Raw genomic sequence first — 23,833 nt, 5'->3', positions numbered from 1 at the left:
GTCTCTGCTCCTTTAATTGAATTTGGGCTCGCAAAGGCGCAGAGACGCAAAGTATATATTCAATATTTGAACTCTTGGTATGAATTGCGGACAGTCATATAATTTTATAAAAAAAGCGGTTGTCAATGACAACCGCTTTTTTCTTATTTTTCTCTGATATAAATATCAATTGGCACTCCTGAGAAGTCCCATTTTTCTCTAATTTTATTTTCAAGGTAACGTTTGTAGGGTTCTTTAACATATTGTGGCATATTGGCAAAAAACACAAACTGAGGCGTTGGTGTTGGCAACTGCATACAATATTTAATTTTCACATATTTTCCTTTAGTTGCTGGTGGTGGATACGCTTCAATCACTTTCAGCATAAATTCATTGAATTTAGAGGTTGCGATATGTTGCTTTCTATTTTCAAAAACCTGAACTGTTGCTTCCAATGCTTTCAACAAACGTTGTTTGGTCAAAGCCGAAACAAAAAGAATAGGCACATCCGTAAATGGCATTAATTCTTTTTTGATTTTTTCTTCGTAATCACGAGTTGACATGGTATCTTTCTCTACCAAATCCCATTTGTTTACCAAGATCACTACCCCTTTACGGTTTTTCTCAGCCAACCAGAAAATACTTTGATCTTGTCCTTCAAATCCGCGGGTGGCATCAATCACCAAAATACAAATATCAGCATGTTCAATCGCACGAACCGAACGCATTACGGAGTAAAACTCTAAATCTTCTTTCACTTTCGCTTTACGACGAATACCCGCCGTATCGACCAAGTTGAATTCAAAACCAAAACGGTCAAACTTCGTATCAATAGCATCACGAGTAGTTCCCGCAATATCCGTTACCATAAAACGTTCTTTACCAATTAAAGCATTGATAAAACTCGATTTTCCAGCATTTGGGCGACCCACTACTGCAAAACGAGGCAAAACTACTTCTTCTTGAACCGGTTCAGGTTTCACTGGAAAAGCTTCAATCAAAGCATCCAATAAATCTCCTGTTCCACTTCCAGATATACTGGCAAAAGTAAAATAATCACCCAAACCAAGATTGTAAAACTCAAGAGCGTCTTTTTCACGCATGGCGTTATCTACCTTGTTCACCGCCAATAAAACGGGTTTAGTTACTTTTCGCAACAAACGGGCAACAACATCGTCCATTGGGGTAATCCCCTCTTCAACATCTACCACAAAAATAATAACATCGGCTTCATCGATTGCCAATTCTACTTGTTTACGGATTTCACCTTCAAAAACATCATCCGATCCACGAACGTATCCTCCCGTATCAATCACAGAAAACTCTTTTCCGTTCCACTCGCTTTTACCATAGTTTCTATCTCTGGTTACCCCAGAAACCGAATCTACAATAGCTTCTCTTCTTTGTATCAGCCTATTAAAAAGGGTTGATTTCCCTACATTAGGTCTTCCTACTATCGCAACAATATTGTTCATAATATAAATTCAAATATTTATTTCTCCCGAATACTGCTTTCCAGTTTCGGGTTGCAAAGGTAGTGTTTAAAACCATGAATATCAATTTTTTTGGTATATTAGCACAGCCTTACCAACTTAACCACTTCATTTCTAAAATTATGGACACCAATAATGAGATCCGTTTGCGTTTGCGCTTTTACAAAGAAGTCAATCAGAACATTGATTCCCTGCGACAAAAATTCATCCAATTTACGACCACCCATTCTCCAGATTATATTTTAAAAATAAAAGAATACCACATTTGGATCAACATCAAAGGCAACAAAAAAGCCTATTGGTCACCGCATTTGCATCTCGAAATGGAATCCAAAGGCGAAAACCAAACCCATATTCGAGGACTATTTGGCCCCGATCCCAATTTATGGACGTTTTTCATGTTTTTACACTTTATGATTGCGGGAACTTTCATCATTTTTTGCGGCATCGCCTACTCTGACTACATTCTAAAAAAATCCACAACCAGTGATTTTCTTGTAATGTCTCTTATGGTTTTCGCGTGGTTTCTACTCTATGTCATCGCCAAACAAATCCGAAGAAATGGCGAAAATCAAATGAATGATATCGAAAAATTGTTTCTGGAAATCATAGAATATCAATAACAAGTAGCCAATCCAGCTCTCCATTGCAACTCCTCGCTCAAAAAGGAGTTGTTCCAATGCGCTTGCACGAGCTTCTTACAGTCGCTCAGGAACAACAACCTTTTTTCACTGTGGGGTTTTCATTTCACACGAGCGAAACGAACTGGCGAAGCAATCTGGGCTAAAAAAAAATCAGCATTAGAAACAAATTCCAATACTGATTTAAAATTATTTAATTTCAATCTTTTATAGGTCATCAAATTCACTGAACATTAAAAAATTGAACACTGAACACTACTTATTGATTATATCCAAAACGCTTCAACATATTCGCGTTGCTTCTCCAGTTTTTATTCACTTTAACGTACAATTCAATATGGATTTGCTTACCAAAGAATTTCTCCAAATCGGCACGAGCTTCCATTCCCACTTTTTTCAAAGCAGCGCCTTTGTGACCAATAATAATTCCTTTTTGGGTATCGCGCTCCACCATAATCAAAGAACGAATGCGGATGATATTCTCATCTTCAAAAAATTCTTCCGTTACGATTTCAACTGCGTATGGAATCTCTTTACTGTAGTTCAATAATATTTTTTCACGAATCGTTTCATTCACAAAGAAACGTTCCGGTTTGTCTGTTAATTGATCTTTTGGATAATACGCTGGTGATTCCGGCAACAACGAAATGATTCTTTGAAAAACTTCGGGAACATTAAAATTCTGCAAAGCCGAGATTGGATAAATTTCGGCGTTTGGAACTTTAGCAGTCCAAAAAGCGACTTGTTCTTCCAATTGCGTTTGATTTGAATTGTCTATTTTATTCAACAATAACAAAACTGGAATTTTAGAATGGATAATTTTATTAAAAAAAGCTTCGTCTTTCAATTCCTGCTCACCAATCTCTACCATATAGATCAAGACATCGGCATCTTCAAAAGCGGACTTCACGAAGTTCATCATCGATTCCTGCATTTCGTAGGCCGGTTTGATGATTCCAGGTGTATCCGACAAGATCATTTGAAAATCTTCTCCATTTACAATTCCTAGAATTCTATGACGTGTTGTTTGTGCTTTTGACGTAATAATGGATAACCTTTCACCAACAAAGGCGTTCATTAGTGTTGATTTCCCAACGTTTGGATTCCCTATGATGTTTACAAAACCTGCTTTATGTGACATTTCTACTTAAATTTATGTTGCAAAGGTAGTCATATCAAGTCAATACAGGAAATAAAACATTTTTTAAAGTTTTCATTGGATTTGTCAAAATTCGGCGTATCTTTGCACCCGAAACATCGCGGGATAGAGCAGTAGGCAGCTCGTCGGGCTCATAACCCGAAGGTCACAGGTTCGAGTCCTGTTCCCGCTACTAAGGTAGCCTTATTGAGATTACAAAACGCACATCGCGGGATAGAGCAGTAGGCAGCTCGTCGGGCTCATAACCCGAAGGTCACAGGTTCGAGTCCTGTTCCCGCTACTGAGAACGACCCATCAACATTTTGATGGGTTTTTTTATGCTTATCATTTTCATCACCTCCCGTAAACAGTGGAATTAACTCAAAAATACCGTTCACTTTTTTGGTTAGATATTCCCTATTTTCTGACCTAATGGACAAACCTTCTGGAAACACTAATTTTTGAATTCTTATCTTATTCTCAATATCTCCTCTACCCCAACAATCACTGATATTTTTGATTTTTTCAACTACTTTTTCTATATGAATCTGGTGGTTAGATAATTTTTTTTCATTACTCTCAATTTGCTCCTCGATGGCTTTTAATTCACCTTCAAATTGCAAAATGTATCGATTGTATTTTTCATCACCGAAATTTGGATTGTTAAAATAACGGTCATCCAGATTTTTCATTTTAATTTCTAAATCTTTTTTCTTCAAAGTTAAACTCTTCATTTCTTCCTTCGCTTCAGCATTCATAGTACCAAAGAGCTTATTTAACTGCAACTTAAAAGGTTCGATAAATTGACTGTTAAGTGTATATTTTGACAATAAAACTTCAAAAGAATCATTCAATCCTTCCGTTTTTGACCTTTTCGTAGTTGAAGCATTATAACTAGCATTTTTACATTTTTGACACTTATAATAGTGCAGAGATTTCTTCTCAACTATATAGCTAGTAAGCAAACAACCACATTCACAACGCAAAGAACCTATTAATGGCCTAAACTCACTAATCTTTGTTTTAGAGTATTCTACCTTATCAGCATCTTTTCTATTGCTTGTAAGCATCTTTTCAACTTTCCAAAAATCTTCTTCACTAACCAATCCTACCCAATTTCCTCTTATTGGTTCTTCAATTAATGAATTTAACAACACTCCACAATAGAAGGGATTTCTCCACATACTACTTAGAGCTTGCTTAGTGATTCCTAAACCTAAAACTTCAAGTTTTTGCTGAATCACATAGTCTCGTTCGCCACGGAGCTTCCATTTCCAAGCTTTTTTCAAAACCTCACCTTCTCCATTAATTGTTATCGATTGAGTTTGTTGAACCAAAGCATAATCGTTTACTTTTTTTCCTCTCATGGTATAGCCTCGAGGAACTTTACCAAGCCAATTACCAGCTTTTAACAATGCTTTCATCCCAGGGAGAGTCTTCTCTAGCCTATCCATGTTTTCTTTTCTTGCCTCAAGAAGCTTATTATAGATATCCATCTTTTTATACTCATTATCCGTACAAAGTCCAGATGATGTCTCAATCAAATGCACTCCCAACTTATCAACCAGTTCATGCACAATACCTATGGCACTTGCTCCAGAACGTGAAAATCTATTGATAAATTTTATCGCAATAGCGTAAGGTTTCTTCTTAGCGCTCTTAACCTCATCCAGCAATCTCACAAACTCTTTCCTTGTAAAATCACCCGAGGCACTTTCATAAGTCCCTCCTAGCATTTTCCCCAAAGAATATTCCTTTGCATTAGCAAATTGAACTATTTCAGTCCTTTGTTCCTCTAAACTATAATTTTCTAACTGTCCCTTGGAGCTAACTCTTGTATAACCCCAAATTTCTTTTACCTCAACTTTTTCAGCTACTTTTTCTTTCTGAAATTTTTTAAAACTCTCTATTCCCATCTTTTTATTCCTTTATATTATATCCTATTATAGCTAATTGAAATAAACTTTCTATTATTTCTTTGGCCTCTGATTCTGATATTTCCTCAAAACCTTTAAATTTTCTTAACTCTTCAATTGTTAATTTTGTATTGTCTTCATTTAATCCATCATTGTACATTGTTAAAGCTTCTGCACTCTCTCATTTTTTTATGGCAGGAGATTTATTATTTTGGTCACAGCATACCAAACCCAATCATAAAAAAATTACGATTAGTATTTAAAACAATCCTAAAACTCTAATTTTTGATTAAAATAAAAATAGGAATGCCCGTAAGAATTGAAAAATCCTTATCTGAATTATAAAATTTGATGTGCTGAAACCACTTTTTAAGTACAAAGTGGATAATTGATTGTTATCGTCTAAACAGTAAAAACTGCCCTCATACGGTTCTGGGTAAACTACTAAAAAGAGCTGATTTAAGAGTCAGTTTATGGCTTTGTAGTAATTATATACAAATGTACGATTTTATTCCCATATATACAAGTATTTGTAATCACAAGCTACCCATTAGGCTGATTCTAATAGCATTCTATTGTATAGTTGATGTACTGTTGGAGCGAGGAATTGATTACCATATCGAGTCTTGAAGTTTAGCTCGTTGAGGTATTTAGCAATCTCCCTGTAACTCATCCCTCGTTCTTTACAACTTAGAATAACGGACTGAGCTTGTCTATTCCTATCGTTGTTGATAGCGTTTTCCTTAATCTTTTGAATACCTTTAGCTCGTGCATCACTATTAAGATTCTTAGGATTACCAAGAACGACCCCGATTTTGCGTAATTCGGCTAATGCTAAACGAGTCCTAGAACTAATTAATTTGGCTTCTTGCTCGGCCAATGCCGAAAAAATATGAATCGTAAAATTATTTGCTGAAGGCATGTCCACTGCCAAAAACTCAATACCAGCATCCATCAAAGAACTTACAAAACTAACATTACGAGACAAACGGTCTAGTTTAGCGATTATGAGTACCGCTCTGTCCTCTTTTGCTTGTTGAATAGCTTTTTGTATTTCAACACGCTCCTTTTTATTTGTACCAGTTTCAATTTCCGTATAGTCACCTATAATTTTCCCGTTTTGGGAGATTACATATTTTTCTACTGCTGTTCTCTGAGCAGACAAACCTAATCCACTTAAACCCTGCTCTTTTCGGCTAACACGATAATAAGACACAAATTTTTTCATAGCTTCAATTTTAAGTGTAATAAACCTTAGACGTCCGTTTGTGATTTATTACATGACAAATATCCAGGTGTAATTTGGATAATCCTAGAAAAATCCTGGATTTCCTGGGCTTGCTGGATTTTTGGAGAATTTGGCACAAAAAAAAACGAGGTCTTAGCCTCGTTCTTTGGATTGCAATAATTTTTGAAACTCTGAAAATTCTTTATCGGTCAAATCTTCCATTTTAAAACTGATAGGTAATTTTAGCGGTTCGGACACCAGAATCCGTTTTAACTGAGAAAGCTTAAGCTTAATTCTCATCAGCTATGGTCTTCTTGCTGTTATTGATAAAATCCCAGTCCTCTCCATTTAAACCTTCCTTTGTCATATAGAACAATCCAGCTTTGTATCGGTCATAACTACTCACATCAACTCGGTCATAATTGAAGTAGTCCTGAATATCGGTTACAACCTGCTCGTGAAGTCGCTTATCTTCGATATAAATCACAAAATGATTGTGATAGCCTTTCCTGTTCGTGAATGGTTCGGATTTAAAAAACAGTCGCAATTCTGTTGAATTACCGTATTTCTCAGCCAAACAATCATAAAGACCGTGCATTTGCTTAAAACAGCTATTCTTGTTACGTTCCAGTTTGTACGCCACCGTAAAGAAAAAACTCCAGTCCATCTGCCAGAACGCATGCTGTAGACTCTCTTTATCCGCTAAACAGTCGATAAGGTTTCTCATGGATTGGTTTTCCTGTCTTAGGATTTTATTCTCATCAAACATGACTTCACTGTCAAAATATCTGGCGTGGCCTGTTGGAAATAGTCGCTTTCCATTTGGTTTTTTAGTTTCTAGGAATATGTCTTCATTCTTTTTGTAGAAGCGGTAAATCGTACTTTTGCTTGCTTTTGTGCTTATTATAAATTTCTTTAAATCTTCATATTTCATTTCATTGTTGATTAGTATCTCGTTATTGGCAGATACAGGAACTCCATACAAGGAGGTAAGTCAAGCATCTATGTTTATAAATACTAACAAACTTTCAAAAGTGTAGCTTTTTGGTACTTTTTTTGAAAAATATTTTTTTGATTAGGAAAAATAAGTGTTTCAAAGTGAGACATTGTTACGTGGAATTTCAAAAATTTGCGCAATTTTCGTTTGAAGCATGAATGGTAACGATTGAATTACGTACACTTTTTGCCCCACGGGCGGATAACTTGAAGAAGTAAATCAGGGAATTTAGTAATGAAATAGCCGATATGGGAGGAGGCGGGGTGTATTGAAATCCGATTCAAATTATTTTTAGGTCTTCCAGTGGATGCTGGCTAATCTAGGTACATAATTAAGTCTTTAGGTACATTTATAAACATAATAAACTTCTAAGTGCTATTGTTTACAAAACATATAAAAAATTGCTTATCGGTCAGGTTATACATATATTTGTTTTAACATAACTTGCATCTTACAATGTTATGTACTCACGATAAAACCCTAAAATTTGGAAAAGGAAAAAATAACAAATGAGATATTAATAGAAATACATGGCAATTTGTTGCACCACATATCCGAAACCTTCTCAAATAATAACAAAATCAATAAGCAATTTGGACATTGTGAAGACATATTCCATTACACATCAATAAATGGTTTTATATCTATAATTGAAACTCAAAGTCTTTATTGTACCAATGTAAATTTTTTAAACGATTCAAAGGAACTTAAGCATGGAATAGAACTAATCTTAAAGGCATTAGAAATCGTGAAAAATTCTGAAAATAATGACATAATTGAGAGTACAAAAAATAATATAGAAATCTTAAATAAAACGGAGAAATATGTTACTTGTTTTTCCAAAGATGGAGATTCACTAAGCCAATGGAGAGCTTATGGAAATGATGGAAAAGGAATTTCTTTAGGATTCGATTTTTCAGGTCTAAAAAATAATTTTAACAAAAATCTTACTGGGCTACACATAGAATATGACGAACGATTACAATACGAAGCAATTGAGGAATTTATTAAAATTATTATTGCTTTTTATAACAATATTAAAAGCAGATTTGATTGGAGCGAACATGATTTCAATCATACTACCTCTATCTCAATTATAAGATTTTTAAATCACATCATTTACTCATATAAACACCCTTCATTTATAGATGAAAAAGAGTATCGACTGCAATTTGAACTTAAAAAAAATAGTAAAGCAGATATTTTATTCAGAACATCTACAAACCTAATTATCCCATACACAATAATTAAAAACTCATACACCGCCTACTTAGAAACTAAGAAACCAAACGAAACCGAACCTATTTTTGGAATAAAAAAACTCCCCTTAAACAAAATAATTATCGGCCCAAGTTTAGACTATGAAATTGTAAAAATAGGATTAGAAAAATTTCTAATTATGAATGGTTACGAGAATATTGAGATAATCAAATCAAATGTTCCATATAGAGCATAGTGATTTTTAAAAATTATTACTAGTTATCAAAACACTGGTTTTCAAAAATATTCACTAGCACAAACAATTTTATAGAAATCATCAATAAATTGGTTAGATTTATCAAGATTTCCCGCTACTAGAAAAGCTTCAGAGAAATCTGGAGCTTTTTTTTATGATCTAAAAATAGATATATGAGAGAAATTAATTAAATCTATTTCTTATATTCAAAACAATCATAAACCTAAAAAAAAGACTAATCAATTACGAATAGCCTTTTTTTTATGCTTTTAAGAAATTGGCTTACACAGCAAACAAACCTTGCTTGTGGGCATTGTATAAAACCAAATCGTAAGGAACTAATTTTACACCTACTTTCTCTGAAGCAGCATCAAATTGAATACCGTTATGTTTTCTAAACAAGTAAATCTCCTTTAAGCAATTAGACAAACTCTGGTGAATAAATGTCGTAAAAGTCGGTAACTGCTTATCGCCTACCATTAAGTCAATTTGGTAATTCGAACTGCTTTTTGATAAATTGTTCCCGATTATTCTTAAAGTAAATGTTGTTGGGATTCCGTTTTGTTTCCCTTGATACTGTACTACCATACTATTTAAAATTAAAATGTGGTTAAATTAAAATTATTATCCAAACTCTATATTCATTGAATTCTTTATTAAAGCTTTTATAAATACGAAATCGATATAATAACAGCTCTAAAATTATTAACTTATAACAAAGCTACTCAATAAAACCGTTTCAAGCCCAATTAAAGCATGTAAATTTTTCATAATTTATTTCTCAAAATGACTATTATAAACCACAAACACTTTTAAACTTTTAGAAAACGAAAAACCCTGTAAAGTATGAATTTACAGGGTATTCTAACTAAATGTATTAAAACAAACAACTTTCAAAATCTTTAACCTCGCAAAATTACTATCCTTTTATAACGGGTAAGGAAATCACATTCCCTAATTCATTTCGCATGGTCATATTCAATTTATCCAATAATGACAATTTATTGGAAACCATACCAGTAAACAAATTATAAGATATATTCATTTTTTTTAAATGTGTTAATTTTTCCAATTCTAAAGGAACAGTACCTTTAAAATCATTATCAAACAATTGTAAATTTTCTAACAATAACAAATTCCCAACTGCGGGACTTAAAGTGCCGGAAAACTTATTACTGTACAATGACAAAAACTTCAAAGATTTTAAATTATAAATCGAAACGGGCAATTGTCCTTTAAAAGAATTCTCATACAGCGATAAAGATTCCAAATTAGAAAGCTTCCCAATTTGCGGAGGCAATTCACCGGATAAAATGTTTCGATCCAATGATAACACTTTCAAATTTGGAAGTGCACAAACCGATAGCGGTATAAACCCTGTCAATCTACAATTAGAAAGATTCAATAATTGTAACGATTTCAAATTACCAATATTAAGAGGTATTTCCCCATTAATCAAATTTGAACCCAAATCTAATTCCTGTAAATTGGTCAAATCACTGATCTCAACTGGAATTCGACCTGTTAAATTATTACCCTTTAAGTTTATCGATATTACCTTATCGTCTAAAACTTTAACCCCATACCATTTGTCCATAGGCAACGAAAGATCCCATTTCTTGATCCATTTACTACCATTGGTAACTTGATTGAGTTTTATTAAAATTTCTTTATCAGCTTGTGAAACTTCCGCAAAAACAGAAAGTGTAAAAAATATGGAAAATAGTAAAGTAATTTTTTTATTCATAAATTTCAAATAAGGTTCATCGAATCAAAAATAATTAAAAAGTTCGCTAACCAACAATAAAAATCGATAAATTAACGTAAATATTCTTTTTATACGTACTATATCTTACAAATAATTAACTACATAATTTAAAAATAAAATCAAAAAGCGCAATAATTTAGAAACTAAACTATTGCGCTTTTCACTCTAAAAATCAAATAATATAACACCAATTAACTAAACCATAAATATTATAAAAACTATTCATCTGCAGCCAAAACACCTTTTGCATCAGTTGCAACCTTCAATTTGAAAGCAACACCAGATTCATCTACCATCGTAAGATTAAAATCATCTTTTTGTGCCAAGGCTTTGTTTACTTCACCAGTAAAAGAATTATACGATAAATTTACACTTCTTAAATTTTCCATTTTAACAATGGTATACGGAATTTGTCCTTGCATTTTATTGTCAAACAAACTAAGAGTTTCCAACGATTTTAAGTTTTCAATATTCCAACTAATATTTCCTGAAAATTTATTACTACTTAACAACAATTGTTTTAAATTCTTAAGTTCATACAACGAAGCAGGAAGTTGGCCAGATAATTCATTATTGAATAAAGACACTACTTCTAATTCTTTTAAATTGCCAATTGCAACTGGTAATTCACCAGAAAGATTATTCATAAAAAGCATTACTACTTTTAAATGAGGAATCTCACAAATAGAATTCGGTATTGTTCCTGATAATTTATTAAAAGCCAGATTCAATTCTTTTAAATTTTTTAAAGCTCCAATTTTTTCAGGTATGTTGCCTGAAATTTGATTTTTAAATAAATTCAATTCTTCCAGATTTTTCAGATCTGTTATATCTGCAGGTAACGTTCCAACCAAATTGTTATTGGCCAAAATAATTGCTACCACCTTATCATTTTGTATTTTAACACCATACCAACTTTCAACTGGAGCAGTCAAGTCCCATTTTACTTTCCACTGAATGCCATTTGTTTTTTGATATAATTTGATCAAAATCTTTTTCTCTACGTTTGAAACATTAGCAAATACCGAAACTGAGAAAACAACTGTAATAAATAATGCAATACTATTTTTCATGATCTTTATTTTTACAATTTGATATAATAAAAGTAATGAAAAAATACAATTAAATGCAAATAAAATCGTTTAAATACATATTATAAATTATTTTATAGTCATTTATTTACAATTAATTGCAATTTGAGCCTAATTACAGTTAAAAAAAAATAATTACATTTGATATCCTAACCTTAAAACCTAAAAATATGGAAATGAATTGGATAGCTATTTTAGTAAGTGCCTTTACAACATTAGTAGTTGGATTTATTTGGTATCACCCAAAAGTATTTGGAACAACTTGGATGAAAGAAACTGGACTTACACAAGAAGAACTCGCAAAAGGGAATATGCTGAAAATTTTCGGACTTACTTATATCTTCTCCCTTTTTATCATTTTAACCGAAATGTCATTAACAATACACCAGTCTGGTGCGATAGGAATGGTAGGTGGCCCTTTTAAAATAAGTGAGGCACTCCCCTCATTTAAGGCATTTATGACCGACTATGGAACTGCCTTTAGAACGTTTAAACATGGTGCCTTACACGGCTTTATGTCGGGTTTATTTTTTGCTTTCCCTGTAATTGCAATAAACGGTTTATTTGAAAGAAAATCTTGGATATACATTTTGATACACGCTGGATATTGGCTGGTTACCTTGACCATAATAGGATCATTGATATGCGGTTGGTTATAAATCAATGTTAAATAACAAAGCCTTATTTCTAAACTCAATAGAAATAAGGCTTTTTAATTAAAATAAACTTTCAATTTGTTTGGCCAACTCAAAATCTTTAGTTGTCACCCCGCCCGAATCGTGTGTGTTCAAACGAATATTTACTTTATTATATACATTAAACAATTCTGGATGATGATTCATTTTTTCGGCCAAAACTCCAACTTGGACTATAAAACCAAGTGCTTGCATAAAATTCTTGAATTTAAATTCCTTTTCTATAGCATCTTCTTTAAAATGCCAGTTCGCCAAATCTACTAAAAAAGGTTTCGCTGACTCTTCATTATATGTTTCCATAACGTATTGTTTTTATAAAGTTAGATAATTTAAAACAATACCGTATAAAATTAACTTTATTGGCTAAATTTGAATAAAAATACAAATCCAATTTGAAAACAACTCTTTCTTATCAAATATATGAAACCAAAGACCAACTTCCTGAAAACTGGGATGATTTAGGTTCCAAAAATATTTTTTTATCTAAAGAGTATTTTGAAATATTAGAAAAATCTGCCCCTTCTAATATGACTTGCCATTATATTGGTATTTTCGAAGCTAAAATTTTGGTTGGTATTGCAATTTCACAGTTTTTAGATTTAAATAAATTAGAATCATTTGGAGATAGGGATCGATGTGTTAAAGCTTCCGTCCGGAAATTTATTCTCAAAAACTTTGCTTCTCATGTATTGCTTATTGGAAATAATATGCTTACGGGCCAAAATTCTTATGTTTTTTCAGATTCAATTTCAGCAATAGAAGGTATTAAAACCTTAAAGAAAGCAACTGAAACTTTAAAAACAAGATTTAAATCCATTGGAAAAAAGGTTCACATTACGACTTTTAAAGATTATTCTCAAAAAGATGCCGACAACTTCACTATCGATTTATTCAAAAAAAACTATAGGTATTGCATCCAACCAAACATGATTTTTAAAATTAAAGTGGAATGGAAATCAGAGCAAGATTATATAGATTCCTTAACCAAAAAATACCGCGATCAATACAAAAGAGCCCGAAAAAAAGCAGAAGGGATTGAAAAGAGAAAATTACATTTGGAAGATATCATTAAGTATGAGGATACTATTTATGATTTATACCATCACGTTGCACAAAGCGCCCCTTTTAATACTTTTTTTCTAACTAAAAATCATTTTAGAGTTTTCAAAGAAATTCTAAAAGACAAATTTTTATTTTATGGTTACTTTTTAGATGAAAAACTTATTGGTTTCAATACGTTAATCAAAAATGGAAATGCGATCGACACCTATTTTTTGGGTTATGATGATACTATTCAAAAAGATAAAATGTTGTATTTAAACATGCTTTATGACATGATTGCCTATTCTATTAATAAAGGATTCAAAGAAATTATATTTTCAAGAACTGCTTTAGAAATCAAGAGTTCAGTTGGAGCAAAACCATTGGAAATGTATGGCTTTATGGAACACAATAATTCACAAATAAACAAACACGTTCCAAAAATATTTCCATTATTAGAACCCGAAATTGTTTGGAAAGAAAGAAGCCCTTTTAAAGAGTAATCAGTTTACAGATTTCAGAAGGCAGATTTCATTAAGAATTTAGACAAAAAGAAAGCGAAAGTTCGTCAAAATAGACAAACTTTCGCTTAGCTCAAATAACAAATTTGATCTTACTAATACCTACTTACTGACCTCAATTTACTATTCTCTGTATTTTATTTTCTACAAATTATCAATTTCTTCCTGGACAATTTCCCAATCAAGTAGCAATTTATCCAACTCCGCTTTCTTTTTGTTATAGGCAATAAAAAAGGATGCATCTTCAATATGCTTATCATAGTTAGAAGCTAATAACTTATCATCATGCTGAATATCTTTTTCCAATTGCTTTATTTGACTTTCTACTTTGCTTAATTTGTTTTGCAGAGCCTTTCCCTTTTTTTGATCTTCGTAGGAAGCTTTGTTGCTTTCCTTTGCAGCAGTAGCTTTCAAAGCATCTTTTTTCTCCACTTCACGCATATTTTCCATATTGCGTTCTTCTAAGAAATAATTGATATCTCCTAAATATTCTTTAATTTTCTGATCTTTAAATTCATAAACAATATTTGACATTCCTTGCAAGAAATCTCTATCGTGAGAAACCAGCAATAAAGTTCCTCCAAACTTTTGCAAAGCCGCTTTCAATACATTCTTAGATTTAATGTCTAAGTGATTGGTAGGTTCATCCATTAACAAAACATTGATTGGTTGCAGCAATAATTTACAAAGCGCCAAACGGTTTCTTTCACCTCCAGAAAGGACTTTAACCTTTTTTTCAACATCATCTCCACGAAACAAAAAAGAACCCAGCATATCGCGCACTTTCATACGGTTGGTATCCATAGCCGCATCTTCCATCGTTTGCAACAAAGTAATTTCGCCATCTAAATATTCTGCTTGATTTTGAGCAAAATAACCCAATTGTACATTATGCCCAAGCTTAATAGACCCTTGATATTCAAATTCATCAACAATGGCTTTTATGAAAGTTGATTTTCCTTGTCCATTTTGACCAACAAAAGCAATTTTACTTCCACGCTCTACTAACAAACTAATATCTTTAAGAATCGTTTTGTCACCGTAGCTTTTAGTTACATTTTCAGCTTCTATAACTACTCTACCCGGTTCTTTTGAAACTGGAAACGAAATATTCATCACCGAATTATCATCTTCGTCCACTTCAATACGTTCTACTTTGTCCAGCTTTTTAATTAAAGACTGTGCCATAGAAGCTTTAGAGGCTTTAGCCCTAAACTTCTCAATTAATTTTTCGGTTTCTTCTATTTTTTTAGCTTGATTTTTTTGAGTAGCCAATTGCTTTTCACGAATTTCATGACGTAATTCAAGATATTGAGAATACGGTTTATTAAAATCGTATGCTTTACCAAGTGATATTTCAATAGTTCTGTTGGTTACGTTATCCAAAAACATTTTATCGTGCGAAACAATAACAACAACTCCAGGATAATTGCGCAAAAAACTTTCTAGCCAAATAATACTTTCAATATCCAAGTGGTTTGTAGGCTCATCCAGTAATAAAACATCATTCGATTGCAATAATAATTTCGCTAATTCAATACGCATTCTCCAACCTCCTGAAAAAGTTTCGGTTTGATTGTCAAAAACTTCACGTTTGAAACCCAAACCTAAAAGAATCTTCTCGGTATCACCAACATAATTATAGCCACCTAATAAATCAAAACGATGTGTATAATCCGAAAGATCTTCAATAATTTGACTGTATTCTTCACTTTCATAATCAGTTCGAGTAACCAATTGATGATTGATATCGGCTAATTTTTTTTCAACTATTTTTATTTCAGTAAATGCTTCGTAAGCTTCTTCTAAAACGGTTCTACCCACTTCAAAATCAATATCCTGACGCAAGAACCCCATCCGAATTTCTTTTTCTTGCGAAATTACTCCTGAATCTGGAGCAAAATCTTTTGCCAGTATTTTAAGCATAGTCGATTTCCCTGCTCCATTCTTTCCAACAAGACCAACACGGTCTCCAGCTCCCAAACGAAAAGTAACTTCTTCAAACAAATAAGAACCACCAAACGAAACCGATAAATTATGTATATTAAGCATCTATTAATTATTTTATTCCTTAATGTATTAGTAAATTTGTGCTTTCTAAAAATAGAAAAATTAAATTTTTTGCAAATGTTAAAAAAAGGATCCAAATTATATAGCATTTTAACAGGAACTTGTCCAAAATGCATGAATGAGAGTATGTATGTGGATAAAAATCCTTTACATTTAGGTTCCGTTCTCAAAATGAATGAAAATTGCAGCCATTGTGGCCTTAAATATCAAATTGAACCTTCTTTTTTTTACGGTGCAATGTATGTTAGTTATGGACTAAATGTTGCTTTAGGAATAGCTGCATTTATAGTATCCTATCTTTTTTTTAATGCTAGTATAAAAACTTCCTTTATCATCATTATTGCAACATTAATAATATGTTTTCCAATAGTATTGCGATGGTCAAGAAACATTTATATCAATATGTTCGTATCTTATGATCCTACCACAAAAAAATAACTAAGATTTTTTTCCTTTTTTATTGGTAAATCTCTTTATATCTATTTCTTTATCCAATATAAAATCATTTTCTATATGATCAAACAATGCTTTAGCCATTGCTGGACCAAGCATTACCCCACGTGTGCCTAAACCATTCAAAATATGAAATCTTTTGTATTGGTCGTGGGTGCCCACTAGCGGTCTTCTATCTTTTACGGTAGGTCGAACTCCTGCAAAATGTTGAACAACTTCAAATTCACAGGAAATTATTTCACGAATTCGTTCCATCAATTCATTTTTTCCTTCTTCTGTGGGCAAATCGGTTTTGTCTTTCCAATTGTATGTTGCTCCAACTTTAAACAAATCATTCCCTAATGGCAAAATAAAAACACTGGTATTAACAATAACATCTAAATTCAAATTTGGAGCTTTAATAATAAACAATTCCCCTTTTGTCCCATCCAAAGGCAATTGATTAAAAAAAGGATTGGAATGCAAACCAAAACCTTCGGCAAAAACAACATTTCTTGCTTTTATACCTTTATAAGTAATAAAATCCTCTTGAATGATTAATGCATCATAATCAAAAGTTTCCTTGACCAAAAGTGAATGTGACAAAAGATATTTTTGATAGTTTACAAGCAATGCGGCAGTATCAACGTAACCCGTTTGTAATACTTCACCATATCCAAAAGGAGACTCTATTCCATCATAATTTTTAAAACACAAACTGGTTGACAAAAAAGAAGCTAAAGACTCTTTATCGGAAGCAGAAAACCAATTATTTTGCTCTTCAATCGAATAAAACTTACGCAAAATTGGAATTCTAAAATCAAATTTGATTTGAATTTTAGAAGCTAAATTAGAATAAAAATCACTCATTATTTCCAGTTGTTCTTTAGCACGCCATACTTCGCTAAAACGTTTCAATATAACAGGATTATATAACCCACCGGCAATTTTGGAAGAATTCTGCGAATCATTATCAAATACCAATATACTCCTATTATATCTCAAAGCACATTCAGCAAAAGAAATACCAGCAAGTCCAGAACCAACAATTAAATAATCAATCATAACTTTGTAATAATTAAAAAACAAAAAACTCTTACCTAAATAAAGTAAGAGTTTTTATTATAAAATAATGGAATTTTAGTAATTCCACATATCGTGTTCAAAATCACGAATTTTATCTTTAATTCTATCCGATTCCAATAACTGATTCAATGCATTTTCATTTACATATTCAGTAATTAAACGGTCACCATAAACATTTTCTTCCTTGTAAATAATACCACTAAATTGTCGTGAATCTAAAATCCTATCAAAAGAAATTGGCATAGAAGAATTTTTTTCATTAAATGCTAAATAACCGTGAAGATAATCTCGAACAGAAGGATAAAATATCCAAAACAAATCGATATAATCTGGATTGTCATTACCAACTTCTCTAGCTTCAGGAGCAATAGGACAAATTCCTAACAAACGATATTTCAACTCACTTTGACGTTTATCAAAATACCAATATCCTTTCAATTTGTATCCAGTAATATCTTGAGCTGTTAATTCCTTTTTATTAATAAACTGAGGATCTAAAACCTGTCCAGCAGCTGCAGGAATAATAACTTTCTCTCTTTTTCCTTTTACAGTTTTATAAGTAACAGTTTCTTTCGGAAAATAAGCATCACGATTCGCATTAATAATTTCTTTACCAGCATCTGTAGTATCAATGTAAGTAAAAGAACTACTCATATCTTTAAAAGTCTTTTTGGTATTAAAATAATCATCCGTATACACTTCAGTTATCTTATTTGTTTTAATCCCTTTTATTAATACATCAAACAAAGATCTCCTGTCTTTACCTATATTAACAGAATCAATAGGGAAATAAAGAGGAAAATTAAAACGTTCGCTCAAATCAACAATCTCCCAAGTTGTTTTTCCCATTAAAATATCTCTATCATCAACATAACCATAAGCTAATGGTTTATCATTATCAAGGGACACTTGAGATTTAGTCTTTACACCTATTTGATCCGGTGTTTTAGCATTAAGCAAATTAGATTGTGCGAATGAAGCAAAACTTCCTGCAACAAATGCTACAACAGCTACTAAATTTTTAGTTTTCATCTTTAATTAATTATTAAGTTATTTAAGTAGGTAAATTTTTAACTTAAATATTATTGTATTTCGTAAATTACTACGGCAGTTCTTGAAAGCATGATATCCGAACCAACTAATTTAGTTTTAATATCTGAAATCGTTACTTGGTCACCTCTTGTTGCTCTTGCTAAAGCAGTTTTACATTGAGCATTAACTCTATCTCCAGATACTATTACAGCAGCTTGTCCAGCAACTTTTAACGTAAACCCAACTACATTTAATTTTACATCAAAATCAAAATCAGGTAATTTTGCAGAAACTTGAGAAACTTCCAAACGAGATTTCGCTCCTTTTACAACTCCCATTTCTCCACCAATAGCTCCAACTGGAGGTGGTATACCTTTTATTCTATAGGTCTTTTTATCAGAAACTTTAGATCCATCAGGCAAAGTTCCAGTCACATTGATAACTACTTCAGATCCCTGACCAGGATTCATATTGTAAGCTCCAGCTTTACCTGCAGAACTTAATCCAGGTGCAGAAGCACTAACTTTGTCAGCTGAAATACCAGCAAAAGAAATAGTCATAGGATTAGTAACTCCTCTGTATACAACATTCATTTTATCAGCAGAAATAGTAGCAGAATTTGGTTTAGGTACTACTACATAATTACCAATAATTGGAATCGCAACAGGTTTACCATCTTCCATAAAAGTAAAATTACCATTAATATCATGTTCACCAACATTACCGGCACCAAAACTAAAATCAACTTGACCATCATGTAGCGCAGATCCAAGATTAAGATTACTACCGTTCACCACAACTTTTGTAGGTACTGTAGATTTATCAAAACGACCTAGTACAATTTTTCCCTTTACCGCTTCACCAGAAAAGAAAGCTGATTTCTCAGGAATTACAATAGCAGTATAATTTTTCATAGATGCTGCAGCTACAGCAGTTGCACCAGTTAATCTACTTAAAATTTGATTTTCGATAGTATTAACATCATTTTGAGTAGCTGTTAATTTAGCAACTGACGCTATTAAAGGAAAATGTTTAAAATTATAATCTAAATTATTTTTCTTTACACCCTCTTTATCTACAACATCACCAGTATTAAATTTAGTATTAAATTCAGCTACAATATCTTTAAACTTAGGATCATTTCCTAAAGTAGCTACTATAGTAGATTTGTAAGTATCAATAGCAGCTGCTACTTCTTTACCTTTTGCTGATAATCCATCACCACTAAACCAAGATTCATCTAATTTTGATGAATTATCCATAGTCTCGTATGGCAATTTACCGTCTTTTTCTCTTTCAATATCTTTAGTAAAACCTTGTTTAAGAGATTCAATATACTTGTAAAAAGTAGACGATGCAATAGCTACTTTTTTTCCGATTTCATTAGGAACTTTATATTGCTCTGGTTTGTCTTGAGCTTTCAAATCCAAATCTGCTAAAATAGCCTCATTTGATGTTATAGCCAAACCATTTGCAGTTTCAAATCTTTCGTTTATTAATCCAAAAGCTGATAATACTTCTTTGGACATATTTAATGCTAACATTGCAATGAAAACCAAATACATAAGGTTAATCATCTTCTGTCTAGGGGTTAGTTTTCCTCCTGCCATTTTTTCTAATTAGTTTATTATTAATTTATTTAAATAGTTAAAAAACTAATTATCCTTTATTACTCATTGCAGTAAGCATTCCTCCATAAACATTATTTAAAGAAGCAATATTTGCGGTCATTGATTGCATTTGTTCTTTTAATTTGCTAGCGTTTTCAGCAATTTCTTTATTAGCTTCAGCATTTCTTGATGCACTTTCTAATTGAACTTTATAAAGACTATTTAAAGATTCCATTTGAGCAGCAGCCATAGATAATTCTTCACTATATTTTTTTGTAGCAGCAATTGAATCAACTGTTGGAGAAATATTTCTAGAAGCATCTTCAAAATTTCTGATGCTAGTTCCTAAACTATTCATTAAAGCTCCATCAATCTTAGCTTCTTTTAACATTGCATCTAATTTTGAAGATAACATACCATCTGCATCTTCAGAAACCACATCATTTCGCACAATCTTTTCACCGCCAGCTAATTCTGGATACACCAAAGACCAATCCAATTCATGTTCAACTGGTTCAAATGCAGAAAGAGCAAAAATAAAAGCCTCAGTACAAAGACCAACAATTAATAATGCACTTGCTCCAGGGTAATGTTGAATTTTAAAAAGTGCTCCAATAATTACTACTGCCGCTCCCATTCCATACGTAAAATTCATTGTTTTTTTGCTCAATATAGCCATCTTTGTAATTTTTTTTAGTTAATTTATTAGGTTTATTTAAATTGATTTAGGTTATTTTTTATTACTTGTACTATTACCGGTTGTTTGAGTTCCCATGTAATCTTGAACTGTTCTGAATCCAATGTAACTTCTGGCAGAATCTGAATACTCAAAAGCACGAGTACTTACCTGAAGGAAATAAGAAACATCTTTCCAAGATCCACCTCTTATAACTTTACGTTTATTAGAATTATCAATAACAGCAGGATTCATTGTAGAAACAAAATCATAAGAATTTGCATCATAAGCAGAGTCCGTCCATTCTGCAACATTACCAGCCATGTTGTATAAGTTAAATCCATTAGTTTCATACGATTTAGCTTCTACAGTATACAAAGCATTATCAGCTGCATAATCACCTCTATTAGGCTTAAAGTTTGCTAAGAAGCAGCCTCTATCACTTTTTGTATAAGGGCCACCCCAAGGAAAAGTAGCAGATTCTAAACCACCTCTAGCAGCATATTCCCATTCTGCTTCTGTTGGTAATCTAAATGAATTTACATTGTCAACATGATTTTTCTTTGACTTTAAATAGCTGTTTTTATTTAACGTTCTCCACGCACAAAAAGCTTTGGCCTGACTCCAAGTAACACCTACTACAGGATATTCCCCATAAGCTTTGTGCCAAAAATAATCATTATGCATTGGCTCATTGTAGGAGTAAGCATAATCTTTAATCCAAACCGTAGTATCAGGATATACTTTTACCTCTTCAGTTCTTATAAAATCTTGCCTTTTACCAACTTTTGCTTTAGCAGCTGCCTGAATATCCATCCAAGTATAACGGAATTTTAATTTATTTACATCTATCGTTCTCAATCCATTGTAGGAAGCTTCTAGAGGCAGATACATAGAATCCATAACTTCTACATAGTATTCGTCTGGATATTTTTTGGTATCCTTAATTAATTTAGCTTTTCTATTTAACCTTTTATATGCATTTGGATCCTTATCAGTACCAATACTATAATAATTTTCATACATGTATTTATCATATGCAGACATTTTCTCTGGATCAGAATCATTAAAAGAATAATCTGCTATACTACCATTACTTTTCCCTTTACCTTTAGCATCACTAGCGGCACCCTGACCACTATCTTCTGCTAAAATAGCTAAACGAAAACGAATTGTAGAATCTTTTACCCATTCTACAAACTGACGGTATTCGCTATTTGTAATCTCAGTTTCGTCCATATAAAAAGACCTTACAGTTACAGTTTTTGTTGGAGCATCACCTACATGAGCAACATCATCATCTGATTTACCCATTATATATGAACCTCCTGGCACTAATGTCATTCCATAAGGTTTTTCGGGATGCCATTTTGCTCCTTTTACACCAACCAACTCACCTTTGTCGCTTGATCTACCACAGCTAATCAACACTGTTAAAATTGCCGTAAATGCAATGAAATTCTTCATAAAAATTGGGGTTATCTATTCATTATTATCTTAAGACTGCAAACCTATTTATTTTTAACCTAAAAAACAATACTTTTTTAGTCTGTAATTATTTGGTCAAATGTATATTAAAATTTCTTAAAAAAAAATATTTTGTCGTTAAAGCGATTAAAAAGTGCGATAAAAAACACTTTTTTAAAAAATTTGTAAGTATATCAGAAATGACTAAAGTATTTGCATAATTTTAACATTTCTAATCATTAAAAGTCAATACAAAAAAAGACTTTTCAAAATCAAACAACATTTTTTCTTTGAGCTTTCCACCATCTTTCAGGCATTTCTTGATTACAAGCAGCTAAATATTCTTCATACGAACACGGTAACAACGTATTTTTTTTTAACTTATTGTTCGAACTTGAAATAAATGGTATTTCAATCCACCATCTATCTGTTTTATCACTTTTATAAAAAATCAAATCCTCATCTTCTAATGGGACAATATATTTTAAATAATTTTCCCTGCTTCCAAAAGGATATTCATTTGATCTATAGTGGTATCCTTCGATAAAATACCAAAATATTTGAGCTATTAAAACTGCCTCTTGTTTCGTATTATGATGGTTAAAAACACCAAAAGAACTTACTTTATCACTTATGCCGGCATATCTGGACAAAGAGCAAATTTCTTTTCCATTAAAACCATTTGGATTGAAAACATTAAAATTGCCAGAATCAGCTGATTTCACACTATTTAAATCGATACTAACTAAATCAGCATCTCTAAAAACGGGTTCAGCAATTGAAATATTATTTGACACCTCGCCTAGTCGATATGCATCGAAAAACAATTTCTCAACTAAATCGATTTCTTCTTGAGAATTGAAATAGGTTTGATATCCAATGTTACAAAAATTAAACAAATTATTAGGTTCTTCAATAATAATTTTTGTCAAAAAAGAATCTGAACTGATTCCTTCATTTTCCCTTCCAAAATCAAACTTACTATCGATAGCCACCAAATTGACCATTTGCTCTAAATTATCATAAGCACGATACATTGCATAAGTCAAATCTTGAGAACCTCCAATAACTAAAGGGATGATTTTCTTCTTTACAAGACTCGATATAATTTTCTTCAGTGCAAAAAAAGTATCTTCTTTTGTGTTACCAGCAAGAATATTTCCTAAATCAGCAATAGTAGCTTTCCAATTTCCTGGATACATTCCATACAATTGTTTCCGAATAGCGCTTAAATCATTATCATTACTTCCGTTCTTATTGCCTCTATTTTCCAAAACACCAATTATTGCAATATCAATTTTATCCAAATCGGGTATAGCATCATTAGTATGTATAACAATTTTACTACCAAATTGTTGAGCAGACAATTCTAAAATATGATTTAGAAATTCCTTATCTAATGGTTCTAAAAAGTCAAACTCCATTTTTTATATTTTTTCATTCCTTATTTCACACCAAAACAACACTTATTTATGAAAAAGAGCGAATCGTTTGAA

21 protein-coding genes and 2 tRNA genes are annotated in these 23,833 nt (G+C 32.1%); 7 read left to right on the top strand and 16 right to left on the bottom strand.

The features are described 5' to 3' along the window. Window positions 1-143 precede the first annotated feature (143 nt). Window positions 144-1,454, bottom strand: coding sequence for a ribosome biogenesis GTPase Der (der, locus tag OZP06_RS11030; RefSeq protein ID WP_269221887.1), 1,311 nt, complete (start codon window positions 1,452-1,454; stop codon window positions 144-146). A gap of 74 nt (window positions 1,455-1,528) precedes the next feature. On the opposite strand from der, the gene OZP06_RS11025 reads away from it, so the two are divergent. Next, the gene (locus OZP06_RS11025; protein ID WP_269221886.1) at window positions 1,529-2,095 is read left to right on the top strand and encodes a hypothetical protein; all 567 of its coding nucleotides are present in this window, start codon (window positions 1,529-1,531) and stop codon (window positions 2,093-2,095) included. 277 nt (window positions 2,096-2,372) lie between these two features. Here OZP06_RS11025 and era read toward each other — a convergent pair whose 3' ends face one another. Further along, window positions 2,373-3,254: a GTPase Era gene (era, locus tag OZP06_RS11020; protein ID WP_269221885.1), complete on the bottom strand. Its 882-nt coding sequence runs from the start codon at window positions 3,252-3,254 to the stop codon at window positions 2,373-2,375. Between the two features lie 117 nt (window positions 3,255-3,371). On the opposite strand from era, the gene OZP06_RS11015 reads away from it, so the two are divergent. Continuing rightward, window positions 3,372-3,444, top strand: a tRNA-Met gene (locus OZP06_RS11015). 35 nt (window positions 3,445-3,479) lie between these two features. Beyond that, window positions 3,480-3,552: transfer RNA gene (locus OZP06_RS11010), tRNA-Met, on the top strand. Between the two features lie 1,619 nt (window positions 3,553-5,171). On the opposite strand, the gene OZP06_RS11005 is transcribed toward OZP06_RS11010, so the two are convergent. The 3 genes from OZP06_RS11005 to OZP06_RS10995 all read right to left on the bottom strand — a co-directional run bounded on the left by OZP06_RS11005 (window position 5,172) and on the right by OZP06_RS10995 (window position 7,380). Then, window positions 5,172-5,327 carry a hypothetical protein gene (locus tag OZP06_RS11005; RefSeq protein ID WP_269221884.1) on the bottom strand — a complete coding sequence of 52 codons (156 nt, stop codon included), beginning with the start codon at window positions 5,325-5,327 and terminating at the stop codon, window positions 5,172-5,174. Window positions 5,328-5,717: 390 nt separating this feature from the next. Continuing rightward, a complete protein-coding gene (locus OZP06_RS11000) occupies window positions 5,718-6,332 on the bottom strand; it encodes a recombinase family protein (RefSeq protein ID WP_281323715.1) in 615 nt (204 codons plus the stop codon). A gap of 352 nt (window positions 6,333-6,684) precedes the next feature. Further along, complete coding sequence (locus tag OZP06_RS10995; protein WP_281323714.1) at window positions 6,685-7,380, bottom strand: hypothetical protein; 696 nt, start codon at window positions 7,378-7,380, stop codon at window positions 6,685-6,687. 499 nt (window positions 7,381-7,879) lie between these two features. Between OZP06_RS10995 and OZP06_RS10990 the strand changes: the two genes are divergently transcribed. After that, window positions 7,880-8,848, top strand: a complete 969-nt coding sequence (locus tag OZP06_RS10990; RefSeq protein WP_269221881.1) for a DUF2971 domain-containing protein — start codon at window positions 7,880-7,882, stop codon at window positions 8,846-8,848. Window positions 8,849-9,130: 282 nt separating this feature from the next. Here OZP06_RS10990 and OZP06_RS10985 read toward each other — a convergent pair whose 3' ends face one another. The 3 genes from OZP06_RS10985 to OZP06_RS10975 all read right to left on the bottom strand — a co-directional run bounded on the left by OZP06_RS10985 (window position 9,131) and on the right by OZP06_RS10975 (window position 11,689). Beyond that, a complete protein-coding gene (locus OZP06_RS10985; protein ID WP_269221880.1) occupies window positions 9,131-9,436 on the bottom strand; it encodes a hypothetical protein in 306 nt (101 codons plus the stop codon). A 331-nt stretch (window positions 9,437-9,767) separates the two neighbouring features. Beyond that, on the bottom strand, window positions 9,768-10,595 hold the full coding sequence (locus OZP06_RS10980) for a Two component regulator three Y domain protein (RefSeq protein WP_269221879.1): 828 nt from the start codon (window positions 10,593-10,595) through the stop codon (window positions 9,768-9,770). 239 nt (window positions 10,596-10,834) lie between these two features. Further along, entirely contained in the window at window positions 10,835-11,689 is an 855-nt protein-coding gene (locus OZP06_RS10975; protein WP_269221878.1) for a leucine-rich repeat domain-containing protein, read from the bottom strand. 188 nt (window positions 11,690-11,877) lie between these two features. On the opposite strand from OZP06_RS10975, the gene OZP06_RS10970 reads away from it, so the two are divergent. Further along, the gene (locus OZP06_RS10970) at window positions 11,878-12,366 is read left to right on the top strand and encodes a DUF1761 domain-containing protein (protein WP_269224600.1); all 489 of its coding nucleotides are present in this window, start codon (window positions 11,878-11,880) and stop codon (window positions 12,364-12,366) included. Between the two features lie 57 nt (window positions 12,367-12,423). Here OZP06_RS10970 and OZP06_RS10965 read toward each other — a convergent pair whose 3' ends face one another. Then, window positions 12,424-12,702 carry a 4a-hydroxytetrahydrobiopterin dehydratase gene (locus tag OZP06_RS10965; protein WP_269221877.1) on the bottom strand — a complete coding sequence of 93 codons (279 nt, stop codon included), beginning with the start codon at window positions 12,700-12,702 and terminating at the stop codon, window positions 12,424-12,426. 92 nt (window positions 12,703-12,794) lie between these two features. On the opposite strand from OZP06_RS10965, the gene OZP06_RS10960 reads away from it, so the two are divergent. Further along, entirely contained in the window at window positions 12,795-13,946 is a 1,152-nt protein-coding gene (locus tag OZP06_RS10960; RefSeq protein WP_281237814.1) for an 8-amino-7-oxononanoate synthase, read from the top strand. A gap of 162 nt (window positions 13,947-14,108) precedes the next feature. On the opposite strand, the gene OZP06_RS10955 is transcribed toward OZP06_RS10960, so the two are convergent. Continuing rightward, window positions 14,109-16,016 carry an ABC-F family ATP-binding cassette domain-containing protein gene (locus OZP06_RS10955; RefSeq protein WP_269221876.1) on the bottom strand — a complete coding sequence of 636 codons (1,908 nt, stop codon included), beginning with the start codon at window positions 16,014-16,016 and terminating at the stop codon, window positions 14,109-14,111. A gap of 75 nt (window positions 16,017-16,091) precedes the next feature. Between OZP06_RS10955 and OZP06_RS10950 the strand changes: the two genes are divergently transcribed. Then, window positions 16,092-16,472 (top strand): DUF983 domain-containing protein, encoded by a 381-nt coding sequence (locus tag OZP06_RS10950; protein WP_281237816.1) that lies wholly within the window; start codon window positions 16,092-16,094, stop codon window positions 16,470-16,472. Here the strand turns inward: OZP06_RS10950 and OZP06_RS10945 are convergent, their stop codons facing one another. The 6 genes from OZP06_RS10945 to OZP06_RS10920 all read right to left on the bottom strand — a co-directional run bounded on the left by OZP06_RS10945 (window position 16,473) and on the right by OZP06_RS10920 (window position 23,761). Continuing rightward, on the bottom strand, window positions 16,473-17,531 hold the full coding sequence (locus OZP06_RS10945) for an FAD-dependent oxidoreductase (protein ID WP_269221875.1): 1,059 nt from the start codon (window positions 17,529-17,531) through the stop codon (window positions 16,473-16,475). A gap of 75 nt (window positions 17,532-17,606) precedes the next feature. Continuing rightward, a complete protein-coding gene (gene gldN, locus OZP06_RS10940) occupies window positions 17,607-18,584 on the bottom strand; it encodes a gliding motility protein GldN (RefSeq protein WP_269221874.1) in 978 nt (325 codons plus the stop codon). A 50-nt stretch (window positions 18,585-18,634) separates the two neighbouring features. Beyond that, window positions 18,635-20,194: a gliding motility protein GldM gene (gene gldM / locus OZP06_RS10935; protein ID WP_269221873.1), complete on the bottom strand. Its 1,560-nt coding sequence runs from the start codon at window positions 20,192-20,194 to the stop codon at window positions 18,635-18,637. Between the two features lie 49 nt (window positions 20,195-20,243). Next, window positions 20,244-20,873 (bottom strand): gliding motility protein GldL, encoded by a 630-nt coding sequence (gene gldL / locus OZP06_RS10930; RefSeq protein ID WP_269221872.1) that lies wholly within the window; start codon window positions 20,871-20,873, stop codon window positions 20,244-20,246. A 51-nt stretch (window positions 20,874-20,924) separates the two neighbouring features. Beyond that, entirely contained in the window at window positions 20,925-22,337 is a 1,413-nt protein-coding gene (gene gldK, locus OZP06_RS10925) for a gliding motility lipoprotein GldK (RefSeq protein WP_269221871.1), read from the bottom strand. A gap of 272 nt (window positions 22,338-22,609) precedes the next feature. Then, window positions 22,610-23,761, bottom strand: coding sequence for a formimidoylglutamase (locus tag OZP06_RS10920; protein ID WP_281237822.1), 1,152 nt, complete (start codon window positions 23,759-23,761; stop codon window positions 22,610-22,612). Window positions 23,762-23,833: the final 72 nt, after the last annotated feature.

This window comes from Flavobacterium sp. IMCC34518 (assembly GCF_027111095.2).
Lineage (GTDB): Bacteria > Bacteroidota > Bacteroidia > Flavobacteriales > Flavobacteriaceae > Flavobacterium > Flavobacterium praedii.
Note: the sequence above shows the minus strand (reverse complement) of the source record. Positions and strands in the feature narration are given on the sequence as shown.